27 protein-coding genes are annotated in these 25,541 nt (G+C 29.2%); 25 read left to right on the top strand and 2 right to left on the bottom strand.

What is annotated here, in order from left to right; translation table 11 throughout:
• Positions 1–84: 84 nt before the first annotated feature.
• Genes ACMHJW_RS10560 through ACMHJW_RS10550 form a run of 3 tightly spaced genes read left to right on the top strand, consistent with a single transcriptional unit; the run spans position 85 to position 2,824 of the window.
• Positions 85–672 carry a riboflavin synthase gene (locus ACMHJW_RS10560; RefSeq protein ID WP_413533376.1) on the top strand — a complete coding sequence of 196 codons (588 nt, stop codon included), beginning with the start codon at positions 85–87 and terminating at the stop codon, positions 670–672.
• Between the two features lie 3 nt (positions 673–675).
• Positions 676–2,124, top strand: coding sequence for a sensor histidine kinase (locus ACMHJW_RS10555; RefSeq protein ID WP_413533375.1), 1,449 nt, complete (start codon positions 676–678; stop codon positions 2,122–2,124).
• Complete coding sequence (locus tag ACMHJW_RS10550) at positions 2,117–2,824, top strand: tRNA1(Val) (adenine(37)-N6)-methyltransferase (RefSeq protein WP_413533374.1); 708 nt, start codon at positions 2,117–2,119, stop codon at positions 2,822–2,824. The genes ACMHJW_RS10555 and ACMHJW_RS10550 overlap by 8 nt, the downstream gene beginning before the upstream one ends.
• Positions 2,825–2,935: 111 nt before the next feature.
• On the opposite strand, the gene pckA is transcribed toward ACMHJW_RS10550, so the two are convergent.
• Entirely contained in the window at positions 2,936–4,507 is a 1,572-nt protein-coding gene (gene pckA, locus ACMHJW_RS10545) for a phosphoenolpyruvate carboxykinase (ATP) (RefSeq protein WP_413533373.1), read from the bottom strand.
• A 228-nt stretch (positions 4,508–4,735) separates the two neighbouring features.
• On the opposite strand from pckA, the gene ACMHJW_RS10540 reads away from it, so the two are divergent.
• The 22 genes from ACMHJW_RS10540 (at position 4,736) to ACMHJW_RS10435 (ending at position 25,163) form a co-directional block, all read left to right on the top strand.
• Positions 4,736–4,972 carry an acyl carrier protein gene (locus ACMHJW_RS10540; protein WP_038336002.1) on the top strand — a complete coding sequence of 79 codons (237 nt, stop codon included), beginning with the start codon at positions 4,736–4,738 and terminating at the stop codon, positions 4,970–4,972.
• Positions 4,973–4,986: 14 nt separating this feature from the next.
• Entirely contained in the window at positions 4,987–6,240 is a 1,254-nt protein-coding gene (gene fabF / locus ACMHJW_RS10535; RefSeq protein ID WP_413533372.1) for a beta-ketoacyl-ACP synthase II, read from the top strand.
• A complete protein-coding gene (gene rnc / locus ACMHJW_RS10530; RefSeq protein ID WP_413533371.1) occupies positions 6,240–6,992 on the top strand; it encodes a ribonuclease III in 753 nt (250 codons plus the stop codon). Before fabF ends, rnc begins: the two co-directional genes overlap by 1 nt.
• A 3-nt stretch (positions 6,993–6,995) precedes the next feature.
• Entirely contained in the window at positions 6,996–7,454 is a 459-nt protein-coding gene (locus ACMHJW_RS10525) for an IPExxxVDY family protein (protein ID WP_413533370.1), read from the top strand.
• 32 nt (positions 7,455–7,486) lie between these two features.
• On the top strand, positions 7,487–8,929 hold the full coding sequence (gene pyk / locus ACMHJW_RS10520) for a pyruvate kinase (RefSeq protein WP_413533369.1): 1,443 nt from the start codon (positions 7,487–7,489) through the stop codon (positions 8,927–8,929).
• A gap of 127 nt (positions 8,930–9,056) precedes the next feature.
• Complete coding sequence (locus ACMHJW_RS10515) at positions 9,057–10,049, top strand: mannose-1-phosphate guanylyltransferase (RefSeq protein ID WP_413533368.1); 993 nt, start codon at positions 9,057–9,059, stop codon at positions 10,047–10,049.
• 103 nt (positions 10,050–10,152) lie between these two features.
• Positions 10,153–10,572 carry an adenylyltransferase/cytidyltransferase family protein gene (locus ACMHJW_RS10510; protein ID WP_413533367.1) on the top strand — a complete coding sequence of 140 codons (420 nt, stop codon included), beginning with the start codon at positions 10,153–10,155 and terminating at the stop codon, positions 10,570–10,572.
• Positions 10,572–11,588: an NAD-dependent epimerase/dehydratase family protein gene (locus tag ACMHJW_RS10505; RefSeq protein ID WP_413533366.1), complete on the top strand. Its 1,017-nt coding sequence runs from the start codon at positions 10,572–10,574 to the stop codon at positions 11,586–11,588. The genes ACMHJW_RS10510 and ACMHJW_RS10505 overlap by 1 nt, the downstream gene beginning before the upstream one ends.
• The gene (rfbC, locus tag ACMHJW_RS10500) at positions 11,589–12,137 is read left to right on the top strand and encodes a dTDP-4-dehydrorhamnose 3,5-epimerase (RefSeq protein WP_413533365.1); all 549 of its coding nucleotides are present in this window, start codon (positions 11,589–11,591) and stop codon (positions 12,135–12,137) included.
• Between the two features lie 20 nt (positions 12,138–12,157).
• Positions 12,158–13,018 (top strand): glucose-1-phosphate thymidylyltransferase RfbA, encoded by an 861-nt coding sequence (gene rfbA / locus ACMHJW_RS10495; protein ID WP_413533364.1) that lies wholly within the window; start codon positions 12,158–12,160, stop codon positions 13,016–13,018.
• A gap of 16 nt (positions 13,019–13,034) precedes the next feature.
• Positions 13,035–14,003 carry an SDR family oxidoreductase gene (locus ACMHJW_RS10490; RefSeq protein WP_413533363.1) on the top strand — a complete coding sequence of 323 codons (969 nt, stop codon included), beginning with the start codon at positions 13,035–13,037 and terminating at the stop codon, positions 14,001–14,003.
• A 107-nt stretch (positions 14,004–14,110) separates the two neighbouring features.
• A complete protein-coding gene (locus tag ACMHJW_RS10485; RefSeq protein WP_413533362.1) occupies positions 14,111–14,458 on the top strand; it encodes a four helix bundle protein in 348 nt (115 codons plus the stop codon).
• A 168-nt stretch (positions 14,459–14,626) separates the two neighbouring features.
• Positions 14,627–15,988 carry a nucleotide sugar dehydrogenase gene (locus tag ACMHJW_RS10480; RefSeq protein ID WP_413533361.1) on the top strand — a complete coding sequence of 454 codons (1,362 nt, stop codon included), beginning with the start codon at positions 14,627–14,629 and terminating at the stop codon, positions 15,986–15,988.
• An 8-nt stretch (positions 15,989–15,996) separates the two neighbouring features.
• Positions 15,997–17,394 carry a lipopolysaccharide biosynthesis protein gene (locus tag ACMHJW_RS10475; RefSeq protein ID WP_413533360.1) on the top strand — a complete coding sequence of 466 codons (1,398 nt, stop codon included), beginning with the start codon at positions 15,997–15,999 and terminating at the stop codon, positions 17,392–17,394.
• Positions 17,391–18,371, top strand: coding sequence for a polysaccharide pyruvyl transferase family protein (locus tag ACMHJW_RS10470; protein ID WP_413533359.1), 981 nt, complete (start codon positions 17,391–17,393; stop codon positions 18,369–18,371). Before ACMHJW_RS10475 ends, ACMHJW_RS10470 begins: the two co-directional genes overlap by 4 nt.
• On the top strand, positions 18,371–19,381 hold the full coding sequence (locus ACMHJW_RS10465) for a glycosyltransferase family 2 protein (RefSeq protein ID WP_413533358.1): 1,011 nt from the start codon (positions 18,371–18,373) through the stop codon (positions 19,379–19,381). Before ACMHJW_RS10470 ends, ACMHJW_RS10465 begins: the two co-directional genes overlap by 1 nt.
• A complete protein-coding gene (locus ACMHJW_RS10460) occupies positions 19,368–20,624 on the top strand; it encodes a hypothetical protein (protein ID WP_413533357.1) in 1,257 nt (418 codons plus the stop codon). Before ACMHJW_RS10465 ends, ACMHJW_RS10460 begins: the two co-directional genes overlap by 14 nt.
• The gene (locus ACMHJW_RS10455) at positions 20,599–21,681 is read left to right on the top strand and encodes a glycosyltransferase (RefSeq protein WP_413533356.1); all 1,083 of its coding nucleotides are present in this window, start codon (positions 20,599–20,601) and stop codon (positions 21,679–21,681) included. The genes ACMHJW_RS10460 and ACMHJW_RS10455 overlap by 26 nt, the downstream gene beginning before the upstream one ends.
• 5 nt (positions 21,682–21,686) lie before the next feature.
• Positions 21,687–22,790, top strand: coding sequence for a hypothetical protein (locus ACMHJW_RS10450; protein ID WP_413533355.1), 1,104 nt, complete (start codon positions 21,687–21,689; stop codon positions 22,788–22,790).
• A 65-nt stretch (positions 22,791–22,855) separates the two neighbouring features.
• On the top strand, positions 22,856–23,941 hold the full coding sequence (locus ACMHJW_RS10445) for a glycosyltransferase family 4 protein (RefSeq protein ID WP_413533454.1): 1,086 nt from the start codon (positions 22,856–22,858) through the stop codon (positions 23,939–23,941).
• A gap of 10 nt (positions 23,942–23,951) precedes the next feature.
• Positions 23,952–24,557 (top strand): sugar transferase, encoded by a 606-nt coding sequence (locus tag ACMHJW_RS10440; protein WP_413533354.1) that lies wholly within the window; start codon positions 23,952–23,954, stop codon positions 24,555–24,557.
• Between the two features lie 3 nt (positions 24,558–24,560).
• Positions 24,561–25,163, top strand: a complete 603-nt coding sequence (locus ACMHJW_RS10435) for an acetyltransferase (protein WP_413533353.1) — start codon at positions 24,561–24,563, stop codon at positions 25,161–25,163.
• Between the two features lie 27 nt (positions 25,164–25,190).
• On the opposite strand, the gene ACMHJW_RS10430 is transcribed toward ACMHJW_RS10435, so the two are convergent.
• Complete coding sequence (locus ACMHJW_RS10430) at positions 25,191–25,451, bottom strand: helix-turn-helix domain-containing protein (RefSeq protein WP_413533352.1); 261 nt, start codon at positions 25,449–25,451, stop codon at positions 25,191–25,193.
• Positions 25,452–25,541: the final 90 nt, after the last annotated feature.

The following is a 25,541-nucleotide window of genomic DNA, read 5'->3' as shown; positions in this document are numbered from 1 at the left end:
ATATTTAAGGGATGATGTTTTAAAATCATCCCTTTTTCATTTTATAAGTTTAAATTAATTATTAATTTCACAAAAAATAACATCATGTTTGTAGGAATCGTAGAAGGAGTAGGAAAGCTTGTAAAAGCAGAGAAAGATCAATCTAATTTACATTTATGGATTGAAGCTGATTTTTGTGATGAATTAAAAATTGATCAAAGTGTTGCACATAACGGAGTTTGTTTAACAGTTGTTGATTTTAAAGATGGGCTTTACAAAGTCACTGCTATAGAGGAAACGCTAAAAAAAACAAATTTTAACACATTAAAAAATGGTGATTTGATCAATTTAGAACGATGTTTGCAATTCAATGGTCGTATCGATGGTCACATTGTACAAGGACATGTAGATCAAATTGGAAAAATTGTTTCAATAGAAAACCAAAATGGTAGCTTTTTTGTAACAGTAGAATACGACGAAGTTTCGTCTGGAAATGTAACAGTAGAAAAAGGATCTATCTGTCTAAATGGAATTAGCTTAACTGTTGTAGACAGTAAAGTTGGACAATTTTCTGTTGCGATTATACCTTATACTTGGGAATTTACAAATCTTAATCAAGTGAAAGTTGGCGATACAATAAATTTAGAATTTGACATCTTAGGAAAATACGTAAAAAGATTATTCCAAAAATAAACAATGATTAGAAAAAAAAATAACCTATCGCTACCCATTCGTATTATCATTTATATGGTAACGATTTTGTTATTTACAGCAGGTGCTATCTTGCTGATTACTGCAAATCATTTCAATGAGCAAACCAAACAATATCATGAAGATATTCTCAAAAGAAAGGTAAGAGCTGTAGAATCTGCAATAGATTACGAAATGGATAATTATCCTGGTATTGCGACCAAAGATAATATTCATTCCATCTTAGAAGATGGCTTTCTTAGAATTGGAGATATTAATAAAACAGATATTGTTATCTACGATTTGCGTGGGAATAAAATACTTACAACACAACCAGTTTCGACAACTTATAATGTTTTACCTCAAAAAATATTAGACAAACTCAAAAATTCGAACGATTTTATCATCGCGAATAGAGATAATAACAATGAAAATGATATTTATTCATCATACAGCAATATAAAGAATTACTACAACGAAAATATTGCAATCCTTTGTTTACCTTATCAATCAAATCAAGATTTCTTACAACAAGACATGTTTACCTTAATTGGTAGTTATGGCTTAGCTTTTGGCGTTATTCTTCTTTTCGGAACATTAGCAGTATACTTTGTTACAAAACGTACATTGAATAAACTCTGGTCATTTGCAGATCGTATTCGAGAAACAGAAGTTATTGTAAACAATATGCCAATCCGCTACGATGGAAATGATGAAATAAAAGTTTTGGTCGATTCTTATAACGATATGTTGTTTAGATTAAGAGAACAATCAGACTTAATTGCGAAACAAGAACGAGAAGAAGCTTGGAGAGATTTTGCAAGACAAGTAGCTCATGAAGTAAGAAATCCATTAACTCCAATGCGATTAATGATTCAGAATTATATGCGAAAATTTGATCCTAATGATCCTGATATTGAAGAAAAAACAATACGAACAGGAAATATTTTATTGCAACAAATAGATACAATATCGGCTATAGCTGAAGCGTTTTCTGATTTTGCAAAAATGCCTTCTCGTAACGATGAAAAAATTGATATTGTTGAAGTTATAAGAAATTCACTTTATGTATTTCCAATGGAGTACATTGAGTTTAATTATTCTCCAGATATAATTTTGATGCATTTTGATAAACAATATTTGAATAGAGTCATCACAAATATTACGAAAAATGCTTTTCAATCTATCCCAAAATCTCGTGTTGCCAAAGTAAAAGTTGATGTATTTCTGATTGATAATTTTTTACATATAACAATTCAAGACAACGGAAATGGAATTCCTGTCGAATCACAAGATTCGATTTTCGTACCTAAGTTTACAACAAAGAATAGTGGAATGGGAATCGGTTTACCAATGGTTAAAAAAATTATTGATGATTATGATGGTACAATCCGTTTTGAAACCGAAGTTTCTGTTGGTACAACATTCTATATTTTGATTCCTTACAATGAATAGAAAACCTTTTCGATTCAAACAATTCGAAATTTTTCAAGATAAAACCGCAATGAAAGTTGGCACAGATGGTGTTTTACTTGGTGCTTGGGCAACTTTACAAATGGGCGAGAATATTTTAGATGTTGGAACAGGAACAGGATTAATTTCCTTGATGTTAGCTCAACGTTTTCCAAATGCAAAACTAGATGCTATAGAAATTGATGAAAATGCGTTTATACAAGCAAAAGAAAATTTTGATCATGCTGATTTTGCAGATAGATTAACGATTTTTAATTCTTCATTCCAAGATTATTTTGCGAATAAAAAATATGATTTAATTGTCAGCAATCCACCTTTTTTTGTGGTTAATGATACAGTTAATTTTGATGCACGAAAACAAGCTCGTCAACAAGAAACATTAACTTTTGAAGAGTTATTAACGAAAACAGCAGAATTACTTCACAAAGATGGTTTAGCGAGTTTTATTATTCCTTATGATCAAATGATAGACTTTTGTGCAATAGCTTCTCAAAATGGCTTAAAATTAACCAAAACACTATATGTAAAAGGAAATTCTTCAGCAGCAATAAAACGTGTGTTGTTAGAATTTAGTTTTCAGGAAAAAAAGATGGAAGAAAAAGAGTTGATTATAGAAATCGATCGACATCAATATACAGAAGATTATATTCAATTGACAAAAGATTTCTACTTAAAAATGTAATCTTTCTAAATATAAAAAAAACATAAAAAAACCGAGCAATTCGCTCGGTTTTATATTTTATATGATTTAAGTTAAATCTAAAAAACTTAACCTTAAACTCAATTTTTGATATTAAATTGTTGGTCCTCCAGCCAATAAATCAGCAGTAGCAAATTCTTCAAATTTCTTGAAGTTTGCTTTGAATTTGTCTGCTAATTCTTTAGCATTTGCTTCATAAGCTGCAGTAGAATCAAAAGAATTTGATGGACATAATTTTTCAGAATCAACTCCTTCGATAGCAACAGGAACTTCAAATCCGAAATAAGGATCTTTTTTGAATTCAACATTGTCTAAATCTCCATTTAGAGCTGCATTTATCACTGCGCGTGTATCTTTTAGCGACATACGCTCTTTTTTACCATTCCAACCTGTGTTGATTAACCAAACATTTACACCTGTTTTTTCAACTTTATCACTTAACATTTCAGCATATTTTGTCGGATGTAACGGCATAAATGGCGCACCAAAACATGTAGAGAATGTTGTTTGAGGTTCAGTAATACCAGCTTCTGTTCCAGCAACTTTAGAAGTATATCCAGAGATAAATAAGTAAGCTGCTTGATCTGGGTTTAATTTTGCAATTGGAGGGAAAACTCCGTAAGCATCAAATGATAAGAAGAAAATATTTTTTGGATTTTTTCCTAAAGAAGGAACTGCAATATTTTCAATATAATCGATTGGATAAGAAACGCGTGTATTTTCTGTAATAGAAGTATCTGTAAAATCGACTTCGTTAGTTCCTGGAGTTAATTTACAGTTTTCTAATAAAGCTCCATCTTTAATTGCGGCAAAAATTTCTGGCTCACCTTCTGGAGATAAGTTAATTACTTTTGCATAACATCCACCTTCAAAATTGAAAACAGTGTTATCAGCTGTCCATCCATGTTCATCATCACCAATCAAACGTCTGTTTTTATCTGCTGATAAAGTTGTTTTTCCTGTTCCAGATAAACCAAAGAACATTGCTGTATCTCCATTTTCTCCAGAGTTAGCAGAACAGTGCATTGGTAAAGTATTTCTAAAAACTGGCATGATGAAGTTCAAAGCAGAAAAAATACCTTTTTTCATTTCTCCTGTATAACCTGTTCCTCCGTTTAAAACGATTTTACGCTTAAAGTTTAAGATAGAGAAATTGTGTTGTCTTGTTCCATCTACTTCTGCATCTGCTACAAAAGTTGGCGCATTAATAATTGTCCATTCAGATTCTCCAAAGTTTTTTAATTCTTCTTCAGTTGGACGAATAAACATATTATAGATAAATAAATTAGCAGCTGGGGATTCTGTAATTGCTCTAATTTTAGTTTTATAAGAATCGTCAGCACAAGCATAAGCATCACGTACATAAATTTCGCGGTTGCTTAAGTGCTCAATTACTTTATCATACAAAGCGTCAAATTTATCAGAATCGAAAGGAATATTAATGTTTCCATCCCACCAAACATTTTCTGCTGTAATTTCATCTTTTACAATGAAACGATCTTTAGGAGAACGTCCTGTAAATTCTCCAGTCAGCATATTTACTGCACCAGAAGATGTAATTTCTCCTTGTCCTAGCTCTACCATTTTCTTAGTAAGCTCTTCAGGAGATAACTGATAGTTAATTTTGGAATTTTTTATTCCATAAGATGCTAATTCGATGCTCATTTTTGTGATTTTTATAGTATTTTAATATTTTAAAGGTAAAAACTTTGTGCAAAGTTACAATAAAAAAATGCGTGAAAAATTTGACTTATGTCATTCACTTAAACGTTTTCGTGAATATTTATTCAGCGTATATTTGTATGTTCTTATGCGTGCATATAAAAAAAAGCTTGTATTTAATATAAGTTTTATATTTTTGCAGTAGTTTACAACAATTAAAATTAGAAAATTATGTCTGACATTACATCAAGAGTGAAAGCGATTATCGTAGATAAATTAGGAGTTGACGAAAGCGAAGTTACGCTAGAAGCAAGTTTCACTAACGATTTAGGAGCTGATTCATTAGACACAGTAGAATTAATCATGGAATTCGAAAAAGAATTTGATATCCAAATTCCAGACGATCAAGCAGAAAAAATTTCTACTGTAGGTCAAGCTGTAACATACATCGAAGACTTAAACAAGTAATAGTTCCTATTTTTATGGAATTAAAAAGAGTAGTAGTAACAGGTTTAGGCGCGCTAACACCAATCGGAAATACATACCAAGAATACTGGGATGGATTAGTGAATGGTGTAAGTGGCGCTGCGCCTATTACGCTTTTTGATGCAACTCTTTTTAAGACACAATTTGCTTGTGAAGTTAAAAACTTCAATATTGAAGATCATTTTGATCGAAAAGAAGCAAGAAAAATTGACCGTTGTGCCCAATTGGGAATTATTGCAGCTAGAGAGGCAATAAAACACAGTGGAATCTTAGAAGATGAAAATGTAAACAAAGAGCGTATCGGTGTTATATGGGGATCTGGTATTGGTGGAATTAAAACTTTTGAAGAAGAAGTTTCAAATTACGCAACAGGAAATGGAACGCCTCGTTTCAATCCTTTCTTTATCCCTAAGATGATTGCAGATATCACGCCTGGTCATATTTCAATGGAGTTTGGTCTTATGGGACCTAATTATACAACTGTTTCGGCATGTGCTTCATCTACAAATGCAATAATTGATGCTTTTATGTTATTAAGACTTGGAAAAGCAGAAGCTATTGTTACAGGAGGTTCAGAAGCCGCTATCACAGCCGCTAGTATTGGAGGTTTCAATGCTTTACATGCGTTATCTACAAGAAACGATGATCCACAAACTGCTTCAAGACCTTTTGACAAAGACAGAGATGGTTTTGTTATGGGAGAAGGAGCTGGATGTATTGTTTTAGAAGAATACGAACATGCAATTGCGCGTGGAGCTACAATTTATGCTGAATTAGTAGGAACAGGGATGACAGCAGATGCTCATCATATCACAGCACCACATCCAGAAGGAATCGGAGCTTTAAATGTGATGAAAGAAGCTTTATTAGATGCTAATATCAATGTAGAAGACATCGATCATATTAATATGCACGGAACATCTACACCGTTAGGAGATATTGCAGAATCTAAAGCAATTCAAAAATTATTTGGAGAACATGCTTACGATATTCAAATCAATTCAACAAAATCAATGACAGGTCACTTATTAGGTGGTGCAGGGATTATTGAAGCGATTTCGACTATTGGAGCAATCAATAATGGTATTGTTCCACCAACAATTAATCACTTTACGGATGATGAAAATCTTGATCCTAAAATAGATTATACATTTAACAAAGCAAAAGAGAAAAATGTAGAATATGCATTGAGTAATACTTTTGGTTTCGGTGGTCACAATGCTTGTGTGATATTTAAGAAGTATAAGTAATGTCTTTCTTAAAAAAATTATTTTCTTTTAAAAATCATCGTGATGATTCAAATTCATCTGATCCTTTTTTGAAATTTTTAAAGTCGATCTTAGGTTACATACCTCAAAATGTTGAGGTTTTTAAAGAAGCATTTACCCATAGATCTGCACAAAAAAAAGATGAAAACGGAAACAGTATAAATTTTGAAAGATTAGAGTTTTTAGGAGATGCATTACTTGGTGCTTCTGCAGCAATGCATTTATACTACAAAGCACCAGATCAGCAAGAAGGCTATCTAACAAAAATGCGCTCTAAAATTGTTTCGCGTAAACAATTGAATACAGTATCGAAACAACTTGGCTTGTTGAACTATTTAGATCCAATGAACAATCACAACAATTTAGGTGAAGACGTAAATGGTGATATGTTAGAAGCTCTAGTTGGTGCAATATATGTTGATGGAGGTATAGCTGCTGTACAAAAATTTATTCAAGCCAAAATTATTGATCCTTATGCGGATTTAGAACGTTTAGAACATACCATTACTAGTCACAAATCGTTGATTTTGGAATGGAGTCAAAAAACGAGAAATACGATAAGATTCAATACTTTTGAAGAACAAAATGCAGAAGATTTGCAGATTTTTGTGTCAGTTATTCGTCTTAATGACAAAGTGATCTCCAGAGGGAGAGGAACTTCTAAAAAGAAAGCAGAAGAAAGTGCCGCAAAACGCGCCTATTATTCGCTACAAAAGAAAATAGAAAAAGTTTAGAATATGGCAGAATTACTCTTATACGATGATTGGATAGATTTTCATCTCATAGGCGTAAATTCTAGTTTTAACATTTCTACACAATTTATTTTTCATCTCAACTCTACTTTCGATACGCATTTTCAGCGTATTCATGATTTGGATATTCGGTTAGATGAGCACACTTATTTTTTCGAAACCTATCAATGGTTAGACGAAGCAAATAAAATAGATTATCATATCATTAAAAATACGCCAAATCAATCTGATTTTAAAAAAAATGAAGTAGATTTATCAAATCTTTTCAAGGAGAGCATTATACTTGTGCCAAATTACAAGGATTGCAATTATGTTGTAAAAATCTCGGGTTGGGAAGATGAGCTACAATATCTTCAACTACCATTTGTAGAAAAAGATTTTATAAAAACGATCAAAAAAATAGATATCGATTTGATTAGCAATGCAGATCAATTGATTTTCTAACAAAATATTGTGCATAAAAAAAGGGAAAAATTATGATTTACGATAGACAATATCTTAAAAAGACAAAAATTGTCGCGACTTTAGGTCCGGCAACTGAAAGTCCAGAGATTTTATTAGAAATGATGAAAAAAGGAACAGATGTGTTCCGTATCAACTTTTCACACGCAGATTATGCAGATGTGAAACGTAAGATTGAAACTATTCATCAGTTAAATAACGATCATGGCTACAATACAGCAATTTTAGCAGATTTACAAGGGCCTAAATTGCGTATTGGAAAAATGGAACATGAAGATTTTATTATCAATCCTGGAGATATTTTAACTTTCACAAACGAAGAAGTTGTAGGAACAAATGAAAAAGTTTTTATGACGTACAAAAAGTTTGCGCAAGATGTACAAGTAGGAGAAAATATCTTAATTGATGATGGAAAATTAATCTTCAAAGTAATTGAAACGAATGGAACAGATACTGTAAAAGCAGAAACGATCCAAGGAGGGCCATTACGTTCTAAAAAAGGAGTTAACTTACCAAATACAAATATTTCTTTACCAGCTTTAACGGAAAAAGACAAAGAAGATGCAAAATTTGCGATTGAAAACCGTGTTGATTGGTTTGCATTATCTTTTGTTCGTTCTGGACAAGATGTAAAAGATTTATCAGAATTTATCAAAGAAAATGGAACATTAAAAATTCCAATTATTTCTAAAATTGAAAAACCAGAAGCATTAGAGAATATTGATGATATTTTAGAATTTTCTGATGGTTTAATGGTAGCTCGTGGAGATTTAGGAGTAGAAGTTCCGTTTGAAATTGTACCAAAAGCACAAAAACAATTAATTGACAAAGCTAAATTAGCTCGTAAACCAGTTATTGTTGCAACACAAATGATGGAAACAATGATCTCAAGCCTTACACCAACTCGTGCTGAGGTTTCTGATGTTGCAAATGCTGTTTTTGATGGTGCTGATGCCGTGATGTTATCTGGAGAAACTTCTGTAGGACAGTATCCTGTACAAGTTATCGAAAAAATGACAAAAATTCTTCAAACTGTAGAAGATGATGATCACGTACATGTGCCAGAACATAAACCATTAGTTCAGAACGAACGTTTTGTAACAGATATGGTTTGTTATAATGCAGCTAAAATGGCAGAAGATACAGGAGCAAAAGCAATTGCGACTTTAACATATTCAGGTTATACAGCTTTCCAAATTTCTTCACATCGTCCGAATTCATTTATTTTGGTATTCAACCCAAGTAAACGTATTAATCGTATGTTGAATTTGTTATGGGGAGTAAAAGCAATTAATTATGATCCACGCGATACTTCTACAGATCAAACTGTAACAGAAGTTAATATTTTAGCAAAAAATGAAGGTTATGTAGAATACGGTGATTATATCATCAATCTAAACGCAATGCCTGCATTCGAGAAAGGAATTACTAATACATTACGTATTTCGATGATTTAATAAAAAATCAATAATATTAAAAGCGTTCAAAATTGAACGCTTTTTTTGTTTTTAAAAGAAAAATTAGAATAGAATGTTATCCTATAGTAGTTTTTAATAACTTTACAAGTTCGAATTAGAAGAATTTATGTGTATTTATAATGTAATCTTATCGGGTGGAGTTGGAAGTCGTCTTTGGCCGCTTTCTCGTAAAAGTCATCCCAAACAATATCTACCTTTGTTCAATGAGCAGTCATTATTTGAATTAACGATTCAACGTAATCGTCCAATTGCTGATAAATTAATTGTGATTGGAAATAAAGACAATGATCATTTAAGTCAAGAAGTTTTAGATAAGCTCGATGTTAATTACACAAAAATTGTAGAAGCTGTGCCTCGTAATACAGCAGCAGCAATTGCATTTGCAGCTTTCGCTGTAGAAAATGATGATATTCTAATCGTTACGCCATCAGACCATTTAATAGAAGATATGGAAGCCTATCAAGTTGCAATGAAAAAAGCAATCGCATTGGCTGAAAAAGATTATATTGTAACATTTGGTGTGCATCCAACTCGTCCAGAAACAGGTTATGGCTATATCGAGCACAAAGGAGATAATGTACTTTCTTTCCGAGAGAAACCAAATCATATTACAGCACAAGATTTTATTGAACAAGGAAACTTTTTGTGGAATAGTGGAATGTTTTGTTTCAAAGCAAGAGTTTTACTGAAAGAGTTAAAGAAGTTTGAAAAAGAAATTTATGAAAACGCTAAAATAGCTTGGACTGAAAATATAAACGGAGAGTTGGACGAAGAACTTTCAATGAATATTCCTTCAAATAGTATTGATTATGCTGTAATGGAACGCAGTAAAAAAATAAAAGTTGTTCCAGCAAAATTTGTTTGGAATGATTTAGGTTCTTTCGAATCCTTGTATGATTATTTTGTATTGAATGGACATTATGTGGATCGAAATGGCAATATGGTAATTGGAACAGATGTTTATACTTCTTTTGTAGGTTTACAAAACACAATATTTGTCAATACACCAACAGCGAATTTAATTCTACAAAAAGAGTATTCGCAAGAAGTAAAAAATGTTTACACACATTTAGAAAAAAGAAATTCGGAATTAATATAACCTTAAGGAGCTCAAAATAAGAGTTCCTTTTTTAATGATAAATTCATTTAAAATAATTCAACTTTATTCCCTAAATTTGTCGTTCCAACAATATTATTATAAAATGACTACGGGAATTACATTCGGTATATTTGATTTGCTTCATGCAGGTCATATCATGATGCTCGAAGAAGCCAAAAGACAATGCGATTATTTAATTGTAGGACTTAATACAGATCCTGCAAGTGTAGATCCTTCAAAAAATACGCCTACACAATCCATTGTAGAACGTTATATTCAATTAGAAGGTTGTCGATATGTCGATGAGATTATTCCGTACGAAACTGAACAAGATTTGTTCGATATGTTAAGTGCACTGCCTATAAACATTAGAATTATTGGTGAAGAATATCGAAACATAGATTTTACAGGAAAAGATTATTGCCTAGATAATAATATCAAAATTTACTACAACAAACGAACACATCGCTTCTCAAGTTCTGGATTAAGAAAAGTAGTGGCAACTTCTGAAAAGGAGAAATAATGAAAACTGTTCTCATCACTGGTGTAGCTGGTTTCATAGGCTACCATTTAGCTGAAAAATTAATCGATAAAAATATCAAAGTTGTTGGAATTGATAATATAAACGATTACTACACAGTTCAGTTAAAATATGATCGATTAAAAGAGTTAGGAATTAATCAAGAATTTGCTTCAAATTTTAATCAGAAAGTACTTTCTTCTAAACACGAAGAAAAGATGATTTTCTATCGAATGAATTTAGAAGATAAAGAAGCTTTGAGTCAACTCTTTAAAAAATATTCTTTTGATACGGTTGTTAATTTAGCAGCTCAAGCCGGTGTGCGTTATAGTATCGAAAATCCTGATGCATATGGACAAAGTAATTTGGTTGGTTTTCTGAATATTTTAGAATGTTGCCGAAATTATAAGGTTAAAAAATTACTTTACGCAAGCAGTTCAAGTATATATGGAAATTCTTCAGATGTTCCTTTTTCAACGGATCAGAATGTCGATCATCCTATTAGCTTATATGCTGCAACCAAAAAAGCAAATGAGCTAATGGCCCATGCTTATAGTCATTTGTATAATTTTCAGACGATAGGCTTACGCTTTTTTACTGTTTATGGACCATGGGGAAGACCAGATATGGCGATGTTTTTATTTACAGATGCAATTCTAAATCATCAGCCTTTAAAAGTTTTTAATCACGGCGATTTATCACGAGATTTTACATACATTGATGATATTATTCAAGGGATTGAAAAAATACTTGAAAATGAAACAATAAAAGAAAATTACCAATTATACAATATAGGAAATAGTAAACCCGTTCAATTAATGGATTTCATAAAAGAGGTTGAAAATTCGACTGGTGAAAAAGCTATTTTAGAAATGTATCCGATGCAAGCAGGAGATGTGAATCAAACATGGGCAGATGTCCAAGATTTAAAAGATAAATTTGGCTATAATCCAAATTATCCTGTAGATAAAGGAGTTTATAACTTTGTACAATGGTACAGAAAATATTATAATAAATAAATGAAGGCAACAGAAACAAAACTAAAAGGCTGCTTTGTTTTAGAACCAACTGTTTTTGAGGATTCAAGAGGCTATTTCTTCGAATCATACAACGAAAATAAATTAGAAGAGATTTTAGGTTATAAACCAACGTTTGTTCAAGATAACCAATCAAATTCCTCTTACGGTGTTGTGCGTGGTTTGCATATGCAAGAAGGTGAACATTCGCAAGCGAAATTAGTGCGTGTTGTTGAAGGAGCTGTGATTGATGTAGCTGTTGATGTTCGTGAGGGTTCAGAAACTTATGGAGAATCAATTACAGTTGAATTATCTGCAGAAAATAAAAAACAATTGTTTATTCCAAGAGGATTTTTACATGGTTTTTCTGTTATTTCTGATTCAGCAACTTTTTTTTATAAATGTGATAATAACTACAATAAAGCTTCTGAGGATGGAGTAAATCCTTTAGATGATGAATTAAATATAGATTGGAAAATAGCAATTGATCAGATGATTATATCTGAGAAAGACCAAGAAGCTCAATCGTTTTCTACATTCAAAAATAAATAATCAACTTTTAAACCATAAAAATGAAAGGAATAATATTAGCTGGGGGTTCTGGAACACGTTTACATCCATTAACATTAGCTGTTAGTAAACAATTAATGCCAGTGTATGATAAACCAATGATTTATTATCCATTGTCAACATTAATGTTAGCAGGAATCAATGAGATTCTAATTATATCTACACCTCATGATTTACCTCATTTCGAAAAATTGTTAGGAGATGGTTCTCAAATTGGATGTAAATTTTCTTACAAAGAACAACCAAGCCCAGATGGATTAGCACAAGCTTTTATTTTAGGAGAAGATTTTATAGGGAATGATAAAGTCGCTTTGATTCTAGGAGATAATATTTTCTATGCTTCAGGAATGTCAAAATTATTACAAGATTCTGCAGATCCAAATGGTGGCGTAGTTTTTGCTTACCAAGTGAGCGATCCAGAGCGATATGGAGTAGTAGAGTTTAATCAAGATAATGAAGTCGTTTCAATAGAAGAAAAACCTACTGAACCTAAATCAAATTATGCTGTTCCAGGTTTATATTTTTACGACAATGACGTGGTAGAAATTGCCAAGAATATAAAACCATCTCCACGTGGAGAGTTAGAGATTACGGATATCAATGCCGAATACCTAAAAAGAGGAAAATTAAAAGTAGGCGTGTTTAACCGTGGTACAGCTTGGCTAGATACAGGAACAATTAATTCATTGATGCAAGCAGGACAATTTGTTCAAGTGATAGAAGAGCGTCAAGGAATGAAAATAGGTGCGATTGAAGAGGTAGCCTACCGAATGGGATATATCAACAAAGAACAATTAATCAAAATTGCCGAGCCATTGAAAAAAAGTGGTTATGGTGAATACTTGATGAAAATAATAAAATAAGCTACAATACACAACAATGAAACATATTTTAATCACAGGAGGAGCTGGATTTATAGGATCCAATCTAACCGAATATTTTTTAGGAAAAGATTACCAAGTAACATGTTTAGATAATTTTGCAACAGGGCATCGTCATAATGTAGAGCCTTTTTTTTCAAATCCTAATTATACATTAATCGAAGGAGATATCCGCGACTTAGAAACATGTCACAAAGCAGTAAATGGTGTGGATTATGTATTGCATCAAGCAGCATTAGGGTCTGTACCACGATCAATTAATGATCCTATTACGTCGAATGATGTTAATGTTTCAGGTTTTTTGAATATGTTGGTTGCTGCACGTGATGCAGGAGTTAAACGTTTTGTGTATGCGGCATCATCTTCAACATATGGCGATTCAGAAAACTTACCTAAAGTGGAAGATATTATTGGAAAACCACTTTCTCCTTATGCGATTACAAAATATGTAAATGAATTATATGCAGATATTTTTTCTAAAACTTATGGTTTATCATGCATAGGATTACGTTATTTCAACGTATTTGGTCGTCGTCAGGATCCGAATGGAGCATATGCAGCTGTTATTCCATTGTTTGTAAAACAATTCATGAACCACGAATCACCTAAGATCAACGGAACAGGAGATTATTCTCGCGATTTTACATACATTGACAATGTGATTCAAATGAATGAACGTGCGATGTTAACAGTAGACGACAAAGCAACAAACACAGTGTACAATACAGCAGTTGGAGATCGTACGACGTTAAATGATTTGGTAAAATATTTACGAGAATATTTAAGTGAATTTGATGCTGAAATTGCGAACGTAGAAGCTATTCACGGACCAAACAGAGTAGGAGATATTCCACATTCATTAGCATCTATCGAAAAAGCAAAAACATTATTAGGTTATCAACCTACCCATACAATAGACAAAGGCCTAAAAGAAGCTGTAAAATGGTATTGGGATAATTTGAAGTAGAAAGCTTGTTAAGAAGTGAATAGGTTAAGAAGTTAACAAGTGAAGGAGTTGAAATGACAAGTTTACAGACTTTATAAGTTAACAAGTTTATGCTAAATAATAAGAATATGAGAAGTCATAAGGATTTATTAGTTTATCAGAAATCATTAGATTTGGTGACATCCATTTATTCTATAACCAATCACTTTCCGAAAGAAGAACAATTTGGTCTAACAAGTCAGTTAAGAAGAGCTTCTGTATCTATTCCTTCTAATATAGCAGAAGGAGCAGGGCGTAAAAGTAAAAAAGAATTTATTCAATTTTTGTACATTGCATTAGGTTCTCTAAATGAAGTTGAAACACAAATTGAAATATCTAAACGATTAGATTACATACAAGAAATTGAAAATTTCACAAATGAATTGATTCACATTAAACGAATGCTTTTAAAATTAATAGAATCTTTGAAAGAATAAAAGAATAAATTAGTAATCAAGCTAGCTTGTTTACTAGTTCACAAATTTAATAGTTAATAATAACATGTTTCCAAGTTAACAACTTTACAAGCTCACATGTTTCCAAGTTTACACGTTCACAAATTAAAATTAACAATAAATTAAAATTAATCGATCATAAAACAAGATATGAATACACAACATAAAATAGCAATTATTGGACTAGGATACGTAGGCTTACCTTTAGCACGTTTATTTGGAACAAAGTATCCAGTCGTAGGGTTTGATATCAATCAGAAAAGAATTGAAGAATTAAATCAAGGAACAGATCATACATTAGAAGTTTCAGATGAAGTTTTACAATCAGTTTTAGTAAAAGAAAATCCTTTTTCTACTGCGACGAATGGTTTGTATTGTTCTTCAAACTTAGATGATATCAAAGATGCAACTATTTATGTAGTTACAGTTCCAACACCTGTTGATAAACATAATCGACCAGATTTAACACCTTTGTATAAATCATCAGAAACGGTAGGAAAAGTATTGTCTAAAGACGATATTGTCATTTATGAATCAACAGTATATCCGGGTGTGACTGAAGAGGAGTGTATTCCTGTATTAGAGAAAGTTTCTGGATTGAAGTTTAATGAAGATTTCTTTGCAGGTTATTCACCAGAGCGAATCAATCCAGGAGACAAAGAACATACAGTTGAGAAAATTTTGAAGGTAACTTCAGGCTCTACACCAGAAATTGGAGAAATTGTAAACGATATTTACAAATCAGTGATTGTTGCTGGGACACATTTAGCTCCAACAATTAAAGTTGCAGAAGCAGCAAAAGTAATTGAAAATTCTCAACGAGATATCAACATTGCCTTTGTCAATGAATTAGCAAAAATATTCAATTTATTAGAGATTGATACACAAGCAGTTTTAGAAGCAGCAGGTACAAAATGGAACTTCTTACCATTCAAACCAGGTTTAGTAGGAGGACATTGTATTGGAGTAGATCCATATTATTTAGCTCAAAAAGCACAAGAAAAAGGATATCATCCAGAAATTATTTTAGCTGGTCGTCGTTTGAATGACTCGATGGGGCAATATGTAGCTTCACAAGTAGTGAAAACAATGATCAAAAAAGATATCAAAGTAAATGGAGCTAAAGTGTTGAATTTAGGAATAACATTCAAAGAAAATTGTCCTGATGTTCGTAATACAAAAGCTGTGGATGTAATCGAAGCGTTGCAAGATTATTCTTTAGACGTTACAACATATGACCCTTGGGCGAATCCTTCAGAAGTAATGCATGAATATGGTATAACAAGCCATACTGAGCTTGCTTCTTGTCATTCTGAACTCGTTTCAGAATCTCAACAAAACAATTCAACATGTCATTCTGAGCCTGTCGAAGAATCTAATAAATACGATGTGATTATCTTAACCGTTGCACATAAAGAATTCGCTGAACTAGATTTAACACACTACCTAAAAGAAGGTGGAGTGATTTATGATGTGAAAGGAATTTTGGAAGAATGTGATAGTAGATTGTAATTGATATTATGTCAAGTGGACAAAAACTTATAAAAAATACTCTGATATATACAGTAGGTAATTTCGGTTCTAAGATATTATCATTTATACTAATTCCGATATATTCTTATTTTTTAAGTAAAAAAGAATTAGGAGAGTATGATTTAGTATTAACTACTGTGAATCTATTATTACCTATAGTTTCATTGCAAATGAATGAGGCTATATATAGATGGTTAATTGAAAATAAAACAGATTCAAAGCATTTGTTTAGACAGACTATACTATTGTTGTTGTTATCATTTGTTGTAACAGAGATTTGTATACATATTCTAAACCAATTTTATAATATAATATATATTAGAGAGCTTTCTATTCTGTTATTTACGTCTTGTCTTTTACCATTTTTTCAACAAATACTTAGAGGTTTAGGTTTAACAAAATATTATTCTTTTATTGGAATAACAAATAGTTTTTTTATCTTCTTTTTTAGTATTCTATTTTTATTGACAAATATTTTTGATGATAAAGTTAAAGGAATATTTTATGCATTATTTATTTCTAATTTATTAAGTATTGTTTTTATTATATATAAAATAAAATTTGTTTTTAATAACTTTTATAAGATTAGGATTGATGTTAAAATGCAAAAAAGTCTTCTTGTATATTCAATACCTTTGATATTTAATTCATTAAGTTGGTGGATAATAAACGCATCAGATAGATTTGTTATTTTGAAATATATGTCAATTGAGGATAATGGAATTTTTGCTGTGTCTTCTAGACTACCAGCAATTTTAACATTATTGAATACTGTTTTTATGCTTGCATGGCAAGATTTAGCAATAAGTGCGAACGATGATAATAATCCCTTTTATTCAAAATTATTTAATAAATATATAAGCATAAATTTAGTTATTGCTTTATTATTAGTGTCAGCTTCTCCAGTAATTACGTATTATCTTTTTGATGACAAATTTTATGAGTCTTGGAAATATGCAATGTTATTATATGTCGGTTCTGCATTCTCTTCTATTTCAGGTTTTTTAGGGGCAATTTATTTGAAGACTAAATCAACAAAAGGTATACTGATTACAAGTATCATAGGAGCCATAATTAATATTATTATATCAATATCATTGATTAACGTAATTGGTTTATATGCACCAGCTTTTGGTTCTGTTTGTAGTTTTATTGTGATTTTTATATTGAGATATAGTCAAATAAAAAGTGTTTTTAAGTTGAAAATCAACTACAAAGTACTGTTTTTTCAACTTATTCTTTTATCAATTGTAATATTAATAAATATCTATTTAGAGAGTAAATTAATTTCATTGATAATTTCATTGATCGCTTTTATTTATATGCTGATTATAAATAGAAGTATTATAGTTAAACTAAAAAATAAATTAAATATAAAAATATGATAAACTCAAATAGAAATAATATTGATAGTCTAAAAAAAATAATTTATAAGGAAATTAGCCCTTTAATTGACAATGATTTTGTATTAGTAGATATTCCAAACCATAGAAATATAGGAGATTCATTAATTTGGAGTGGTGAACTTGAATTTTTTAAAAGTTTAGATTTTAAATGTTTAAAGCAATTTAATAGAAATACTTTTAGAAATAACGCAGTGACATCCGAAAAAATTAATATTTTAATACATGGGGGAGGCAATTTTGGAGATATTTATGAATCAAGCCAAAGTTTTAAGAGAAAAATAATTGAAGACTTTCCTAATAATAAAATTATTATTTTACCACAGACGGTGCACTATAATAGTAAATCTAATTTAATCAAGGACATGGAGTTAATGAAAAGTCATTCAAATTTACATATTTGTGTTAGAGATAAGTTTTCATATGAAATATTAGAAAACTATTTAGGTAAATTGAAATTAAGATTAACACCTGATATGGCTTTTTATCTTAATTTTGATAAGTTGATTCAGAAAGTGAAGAGTGAAAATGTTTTATTATTAAGTAGAACAGATGCAGAAGCTCAAAATAAAAATTATAATGCTATAATTGAGGTTGAAAATTACTCTGTAAGTGATTGGCCTACATATAAAACGAAAAATAAAAAATTAAATATATTGAATAATTATATAGAAGCTCTTGATGGTAAAGTATCATATATATTTAAAGATTTTCCAATTATTAATAGTTTTATACATGATTCTTATGGGTTTAAGAATAGAAATGGAATGAATAATCATATTCAAAAAGGAATTGAATTTTTGAGCCCTTATAGTACTATATATACTACAAGATTACATGGTTTAATTTTAAGTATATTATTAGACAAAAAAGTATGCATCCTTGATAATTCTTATGGGAAGAATAAGAGTTTCTATGATTGTTGGTTAAAAGATTTTAATAACTTAATATTAATTTAATGGAACCTGAAATATCTGTTATACTACCTGCGTATAATGCCTCAAAATATATTAATGAAGCTATTGATAGTATCTTAATTCAAAGTTTTAAGAACTTTGAATTAATAGTTATTAATGATGGTTCAATAGATGAAACAGAGGAAATAGTAAAAAGTTATACAGACAGTAGAATAAGATATATTTTAAATGAGTCTAATTTAGGATTAATTGACACCTTGAATAAAGGAATAAATTTATCTAAAGGTAAATATATTGCTAGAATGGATGCCGATGATATATCCGAATATAATAGACTTGAATTACAATATAATTTTTTAGAGAATAATGATGAGTATATAATATGTAGTTCTTCTAGACTTGAATTCAGTGATAATATAACAGATAATCATAAAAGTTATTTACCAGAAAGTGATTTACAGATTAGAGTATATTCAATTTTTAGTACTCCATTTACACATCCGTCAGTGATGTTTAGAAAAAATATTTTTATTAATAATGGACTTTACTATAGTCACGAATTTAAGTATGCTGAGGATTATGAATTATGGGTTAGAAGTTTACAATATGGCAAGGGCTTTAATTTCAATACACCGTTATTAAGATATCGAAATACTCCAAATAGTCAAACAAGTGTTGGGGAAAGTAATATAGACTTGAGAAAAAAGGTAATTTCAAGTATTCAATTAAAAGCATTAAAACTTAATACAGATATAGTATTATTAGAAAAAGATATTAATTTTCTTTATATATTATCGTTATCTCAAAAAATTAGAACCATAGATTTTAATGAATATAATTTATATTATATAAATAATTTTTTTTCAAACTTAGAAAAAGAATTAATTAATAAAAAAGGATATATCAAAAATGATATTTTAAAAATATTTGGAAAAAGATATTTGAAAATTATCATTTTTAATATTAGAAAATTAAAATTATCAGATATAAAATTTATAAATATTAAATTATTAGTTTTTGGTTTATTAAATTTATATAATGAAAGAAAATAGAGTAGCGTATTTTAGTAAATATTTTTTTAATGTAATTTTATCTTTCTTCTATATTTTTAATGTATCGTTTGTATTTTTACCATCGATTTTAAGAACAAGAGTACTAATAGGGTTTATAGGGTTTATAGTTTTTTGTAATATTTTTAAAAAAGGTATTCCAAAATCGTTTTTAAAAATAATTTTAATAATATTATTACCTATAATATTTATAGTTTTAACTTCTATTATCAATAATAATCTAGATCCTAGATTTATAGGAAATACTTTTCAAAATTTAATCTATATTTTTGGAGCATTTTTACTAGTTAAAAGATTAAATTTTGATATTTTATTAATATCTAAAGTATTGGTTGCCTCTATATTTTTACATAATGTATTGGCTTTAATAATGTTTTTAAACCCTAACTTACTTTTTTTAGTTGTATCAATTCAAAGTACTGGAGATAAGTTTGAATATGCTTTAAATAATGTTGTAGAATTTGGTTCTAGATTTATAGGTATTGGTATTGGAACTTTTTTCTCAGGAGGAATAATAGCTTGTATAGGAATATTATTATCTGTATATATTTTGACTCAAATCAATAAGAGTAAGTTATTATGGTTTTTAATATATTTATTTATTTCTATTACAGGAATATATATAGCTAGAATAGCATATTTAGGTATAATAATATCAGTGTTTTTTTATTTTGGTACTTTAATAATACAAAAGAAGTATACAATTATACCTAAGGTTTTTAGCTTATTATTTATTATTGGCAGTATAATATTTTTATACATAATAAATAACATAGATGATTTAATGAAGATTTCATCATTTAACCACTCTTTTGAAATATTTATTAATTTATTTAATACAGGTGAGATTTCTACAAAATCGACAGAAGGTGTAAAAGATATGTTAATATTTCCATCTGATTTAAAATCAATACTTTTTGGAGATGGACAATTTTATTATGAAAATGGATCATTTTATATGCATACAGATGTAGGTTACTCTAGGCTTGTGTACTATTATGGTATCTTAGGTATGATATCATTTTTTCTAATACATTTATATATATTAAAATTTAATATTAAGTATAATAAACATAATAAAGTTTTTAGATTTTTACTAGTAGCATTAACATTAATACTGTTTATTGGAAATTTAAAAGGATTATTAGATATAAATTGGTTAATGTTTATTTTTTATTGGATAGCGTTAAAAAAATATTATGAAAATTTATCATATAATAAATAGTCTTAATTTAGGAGGAGCAGAAAGACTTGTTGTTGACATGTGTAAAGAAATGTCATTCTCAGATAATGAAATTAATCTTATTTTACTTTCAAATTCTAAATCTAATTTAATTGATGAAGTAAAAGCAAATAAGAATATTAAATTGATAAACTTAAAAAATAAAAATCTTTTTAATATTAAGATATTATTTCAATTAAATAAGTACATTAAAGATGCTGATATTATCCATTTGCATTTATTTCCAACATTATATTGGGGTGTTTTTTATCGTTTATTTTTCATGAAAAGAAAAAGTAAGTTATTTTTTACTGAGCATAGCACTGAAAATAATAGACGAAATAAAATTTATTTAAAATTTATTGAAAAGAAAGTTTATTCAAGTTTGGATAGAGTAATTTGTATATCTTCTTCTACAAAATCAAATTTGATAAATCATCTAGGAAAAAAGTTTGAAAAGAAATGTGTTGTAATAAATAATGGAATAGACTTACTTAAGTTTCAAAATTCATCATCTTATAAAAAAGAAGACTTTAATTTCAATATCAATGATTTTATTTTAATCCAGATAGCTAGTTTTAGATTAGCTAAAGATCAGTTAACTGTAATTAAGTCTTTAAAAAAACTACCAACTCAAGTAAAATTATTATTAGTAGGTGATGGAAGTGAAAGAAGTAATATTGAAAATCTTATTAATCAATTAGATTTAGAGGATAGAGTAATATTATTAGGAAATAGACCAGATATTCCAGAGTTGGTAAACATGTGTGATGTAGTGATTGTTTCTTCAAATTATGAAGGTTTTGGTATTGCTGCAGTTGAAGGAATGGCTTGTGGAAAACCAATTGTTGCTTCAGATGTTGCTGGTCTATCGGAAATTGTGTCTGAATATGGAATTTTGTTTCCTAAGGGTAATATAGACAAATTAGCATTTATTATAAATAGATTAATTAAAGATGAATTATTTTACTTAAAAAAATCAAAACTTTGTTTAGATAGAGCTAATAATTACTCAATTGGAACAGTTGTTGAAAGATATTTGTCAGAATATAAAAAATGATATATATGAGATTTATCGGTTTATATTTTTTTAACTTACTTTTAAGTTGTAATCTTAATGGACAATATGAAGTTAAAAAAATACCATCAATTTATATCAATGATAAAATAGTAAAAGATAGTTCAAGTAATTATTCTAATGCTGAAAGTGCAGTTAGTTATTTGCCAATAAATTATGTGCAAGATGCTTCTGTCGATTACACTGATAATATTCAAGAAGCTATAAATAAAAATGAAGTAATTATTTTACCTAATTTTCCTATTTTAATTAATGATAATGGGATCAAGTTAAAAAATAATACAATTTTAATTTTTAATAAAAAATCAAAATTTATCTTAAAACCATCTGACAAACAAGGATATGGATTAATAAATATTAATAACATTTCTAATGTAAAAATATTTAATATGAATATTGTTGGTGATAGAAAAAATCATTTGAGTAATAAAGGTGAGTGGGGAATGGGTGTTAATATAATTAATTCTAAAAATGTATTTATATACAACTCTAACATTAAAGACTTTTGGGGTGATGGTATATATATAGGTGGTAATAATTTTTCGTCAAATATTAATATTTTAGGAGGTTTAATAGATAATAATCGTAGAAATGGTATTAGTATAATTAGTGGGAAAAAAATATTGTTAAAGAAGTTATTAATATCTAATACAAATGGTGCTAACCCTCAAACAGGATTAGATATAGAACCGAATACAGAGATTAATAAAATTATTGATTTAATAGTTGAAGATGTAACTACATTTAATAATTTTAATAGCGGGACGTCTTTGTATATAAATAATTTAAAAGGGTATAATACTTCAAATAATGTTAATATTTATATTAATAATTATAATGATATAGATTCAAAGTATGGTATGTCATTCTATAATTTAAAATCTGAAAAAAAGAAAGGTTTAAAAGGTAACATTATTTTAAAAAATATAAATCTAATTAATAATAATATACCATTAAGATTTAGGGATAATAATTTTTCACTTGATAATATAGAATTAGAATATAATAACATTAAAGTAAATAATAAAATAGATAATAATATATTAATTGAGCTTAAAAGCTTAAATAAGAATAAAATAAAAAGAAATTGAAACTCATCCGAATTACAACCATCCCTCTTTCTCTTAAAGTATTATTACGAGGACAATTAAAATTTATGTCTCATTATTTTGAGGTCATTGGAGTTTCTTCAAATGAGAAAGAGTTGGAAGAAGTGGAAAATGAGGAAGGAATAACAGTAGTTCCAATTGAAATGTCTCGTAAAATTACACCAATTCAAGACATTAAATCTTTAATAAAAACATATAAATATTTAAAAAAAGAACAACCACAAATTGTACACACGCATACCCCAAAAGCAGGTATTGTTGGAATGTTAGCTGCAAAATTGGCAGGAGTACCCATTCGTCTGCATACAGTTGCAGGTTTGCCTTTAATGGAAGCTGTAGGAGTTAAAAGAAAAGTATTAGATTTTGTTGAAAAGTTAACCTATTCATCAGCAACCAAAGTTTATCCTAACTCAAAAGGATTGTATGATTTTATTTTACAAAATAGTTATACATCAGCTGATAAATTAAAAGTTATTGGAGAAGGTTCTTCAAATGGAATTGATACTTCTTTTTTTTCTAGACAACAAATTTCAGAAGAAAAACAAGCTCAATTGAAAATAAAATTACAGATTCAGCCTACTGATTTTGTCTTTGTTTTTGTAGGGCGTTTAGTAGGAGACAAAGGAATCAATGAGTTGATAAAAGCGTTCTCTAAACTAAATAAACAAAATGTAAAACTTTTGTTGGTAGGACCTTTAGAAAGTGAACTTGATCCTTTGCAGGACGAAACACTTAAAGAAATAGAGATCAATCCAGCTATTCTAACAGTTGGTTTCCAAAAAGATGTTCGTCCATATTTTGCTATTTCTCATGCACTTGTATTTCCTAGTTATCGCGAAGGATTTCCCAATGTAGTTATGCAAGCAGGAGCAATGGAATTGCCAAGTATCGTTTCTGATATTAATGGATGCAATGAAATTATAATTGAAAGTAGAAATGGAACAATCATACCAGTTAAAAGTTCAGACGTTATATTAATAGCTATGCAAAAAATGATTGATGATAAAGATTTTTATCATGAATTAAAGAAAAATGCGAGGCCAATGATTCAGGCACGTTATGAACAATCAGTAGTTTGGAATGCACTTTTAGCTGAGTATAATCAATTAATTAGTAAGCTACCAAATAAATAAATTTAATATCATGTATCAAAATTATATTAAGCGCTTTTTCGATTTCATTATTGCTTTAACAGGGTTAATCATTCTTTCTCCAATATTTATATTTGTGATGATTGGATTATATTTTGCAAATCAAGGAAAGCCTTTCTTTTTTCAGGCTCGTCCAGGATTGAACGAAAATATTTTTAAAATCATCAAGTTTAAAACGATGAATGATAAAAAAGATAAAGATGGGAACTTATTACCAGATGCAGATCGTTTAACACCAATTGGAGCATTTGTTCGTAAAACTTCGTTGGATGAAATTCCTCAATTAATTAATGTTCTAAAAGGAGATATGTCGTTAATAGGACCACGTCCTTTATTACCACAATATTTACCTTTGTATAACGAAACTCAAAAAAGAAGGCATCATGTACGTCCAGGGATTACAGGTTGGGCACAAGTAAATGGTAGAAATGCCATTTCTTGGACAAAGAAATTTGAATTGGATGTTTGGTATGTCGATCATATTTCATTTAAAACTGATTTGAATGTGTTTTTAACAACGTTTAAAAAAGTATTTAAATCTGAAGGAATTTCAGCCGATGGGCATGTAACAATAGAACCTTTTAACGGAAATAATTAAGACATGTATTTATACGGAGCAAGCGGACATGGAAAAGTAATTGTAGAAATTGCAGAAGAAAATAATATTAATATTGAAGGATTTCTTGACGAAGATTTATCTAAGAACCAATTATTGAACTATCCAATAATAAATGAACTGCCAGATAAAAATATTGAAGTAGTTATCTCAATAGGTAATAACCAAGTGCGAAAAAAAATTGCAGAAGAAAATACTCAATTTTCTTACCTTATTTTAATTCATCCAAAAGCTGTAATTTCTAAAAGAGCTACAATAAAAGAAGGAACAGTAATAATGACTGGCGTTTCTATTAATTCCGAAGTAAAGATTGGAAAACACTGTATAATCAATACAAATGCTTCCATAGATCATGATTGTATTATCGACGATTTTGCACATATTTCCCCAAATGTAGCATTAGCGGGTAATGTTGAGGTAGGAGAAGGAACACATGTAGGAATAGGAGCTTGCGTTATACAAGGTGTTAGAATTGGCAAATGGTGTACAATCGGTGCAGGAGCTGTCATTATAAAGGATATTCCAGATGGAGCAACGGTTGTAGGAAATCCAGGAAAAATCATTAAAATAAAAGATATAAACGAATAAAAAATAAGGCTCCTAATGGAGCTTTTGTTATTTTGTATAATTATTAAATGATTTATCATTAAAAAACGTTGTCAAACTTATTTTAAGAATTCGACATAGGTTTTTAATTGTGTAAATTGTTAATCCATCCTCATTATTCAAGTTTGTCCATTTATTTATAGCTTGACGGTCTTTATCAGATAAGTTTGCTAAATCTGATTTTGACATTTTCTTTTCTTCTAAAATTGTTAAAAACCTTTTTTTAATAGTATCTCTTAACTCTTTATCTTCATTACTTAACTTAGGCATAAGACAATTTTAAGAGTTTATTAAAAATTTATTGTAAACTATTTGGTTTACATTTTTTTTGTTTATACATTTGAATAAGTAAAAGAATAT

It is taken from the genome of Empedobacter brevis (genome assembly GCF_965118635.1).
Taxonomy (GTDB): Bacteria; Bacteroidota; Bacteroidia; order Flavobacteriales; family Weeksellaceae; genus Empedobacter; species Empedobacter brevis_A.
Note: the sequence above shows the minus strand (reverse complement) of the source record. Positions and strands in the feature narration are given on the sequence as shown.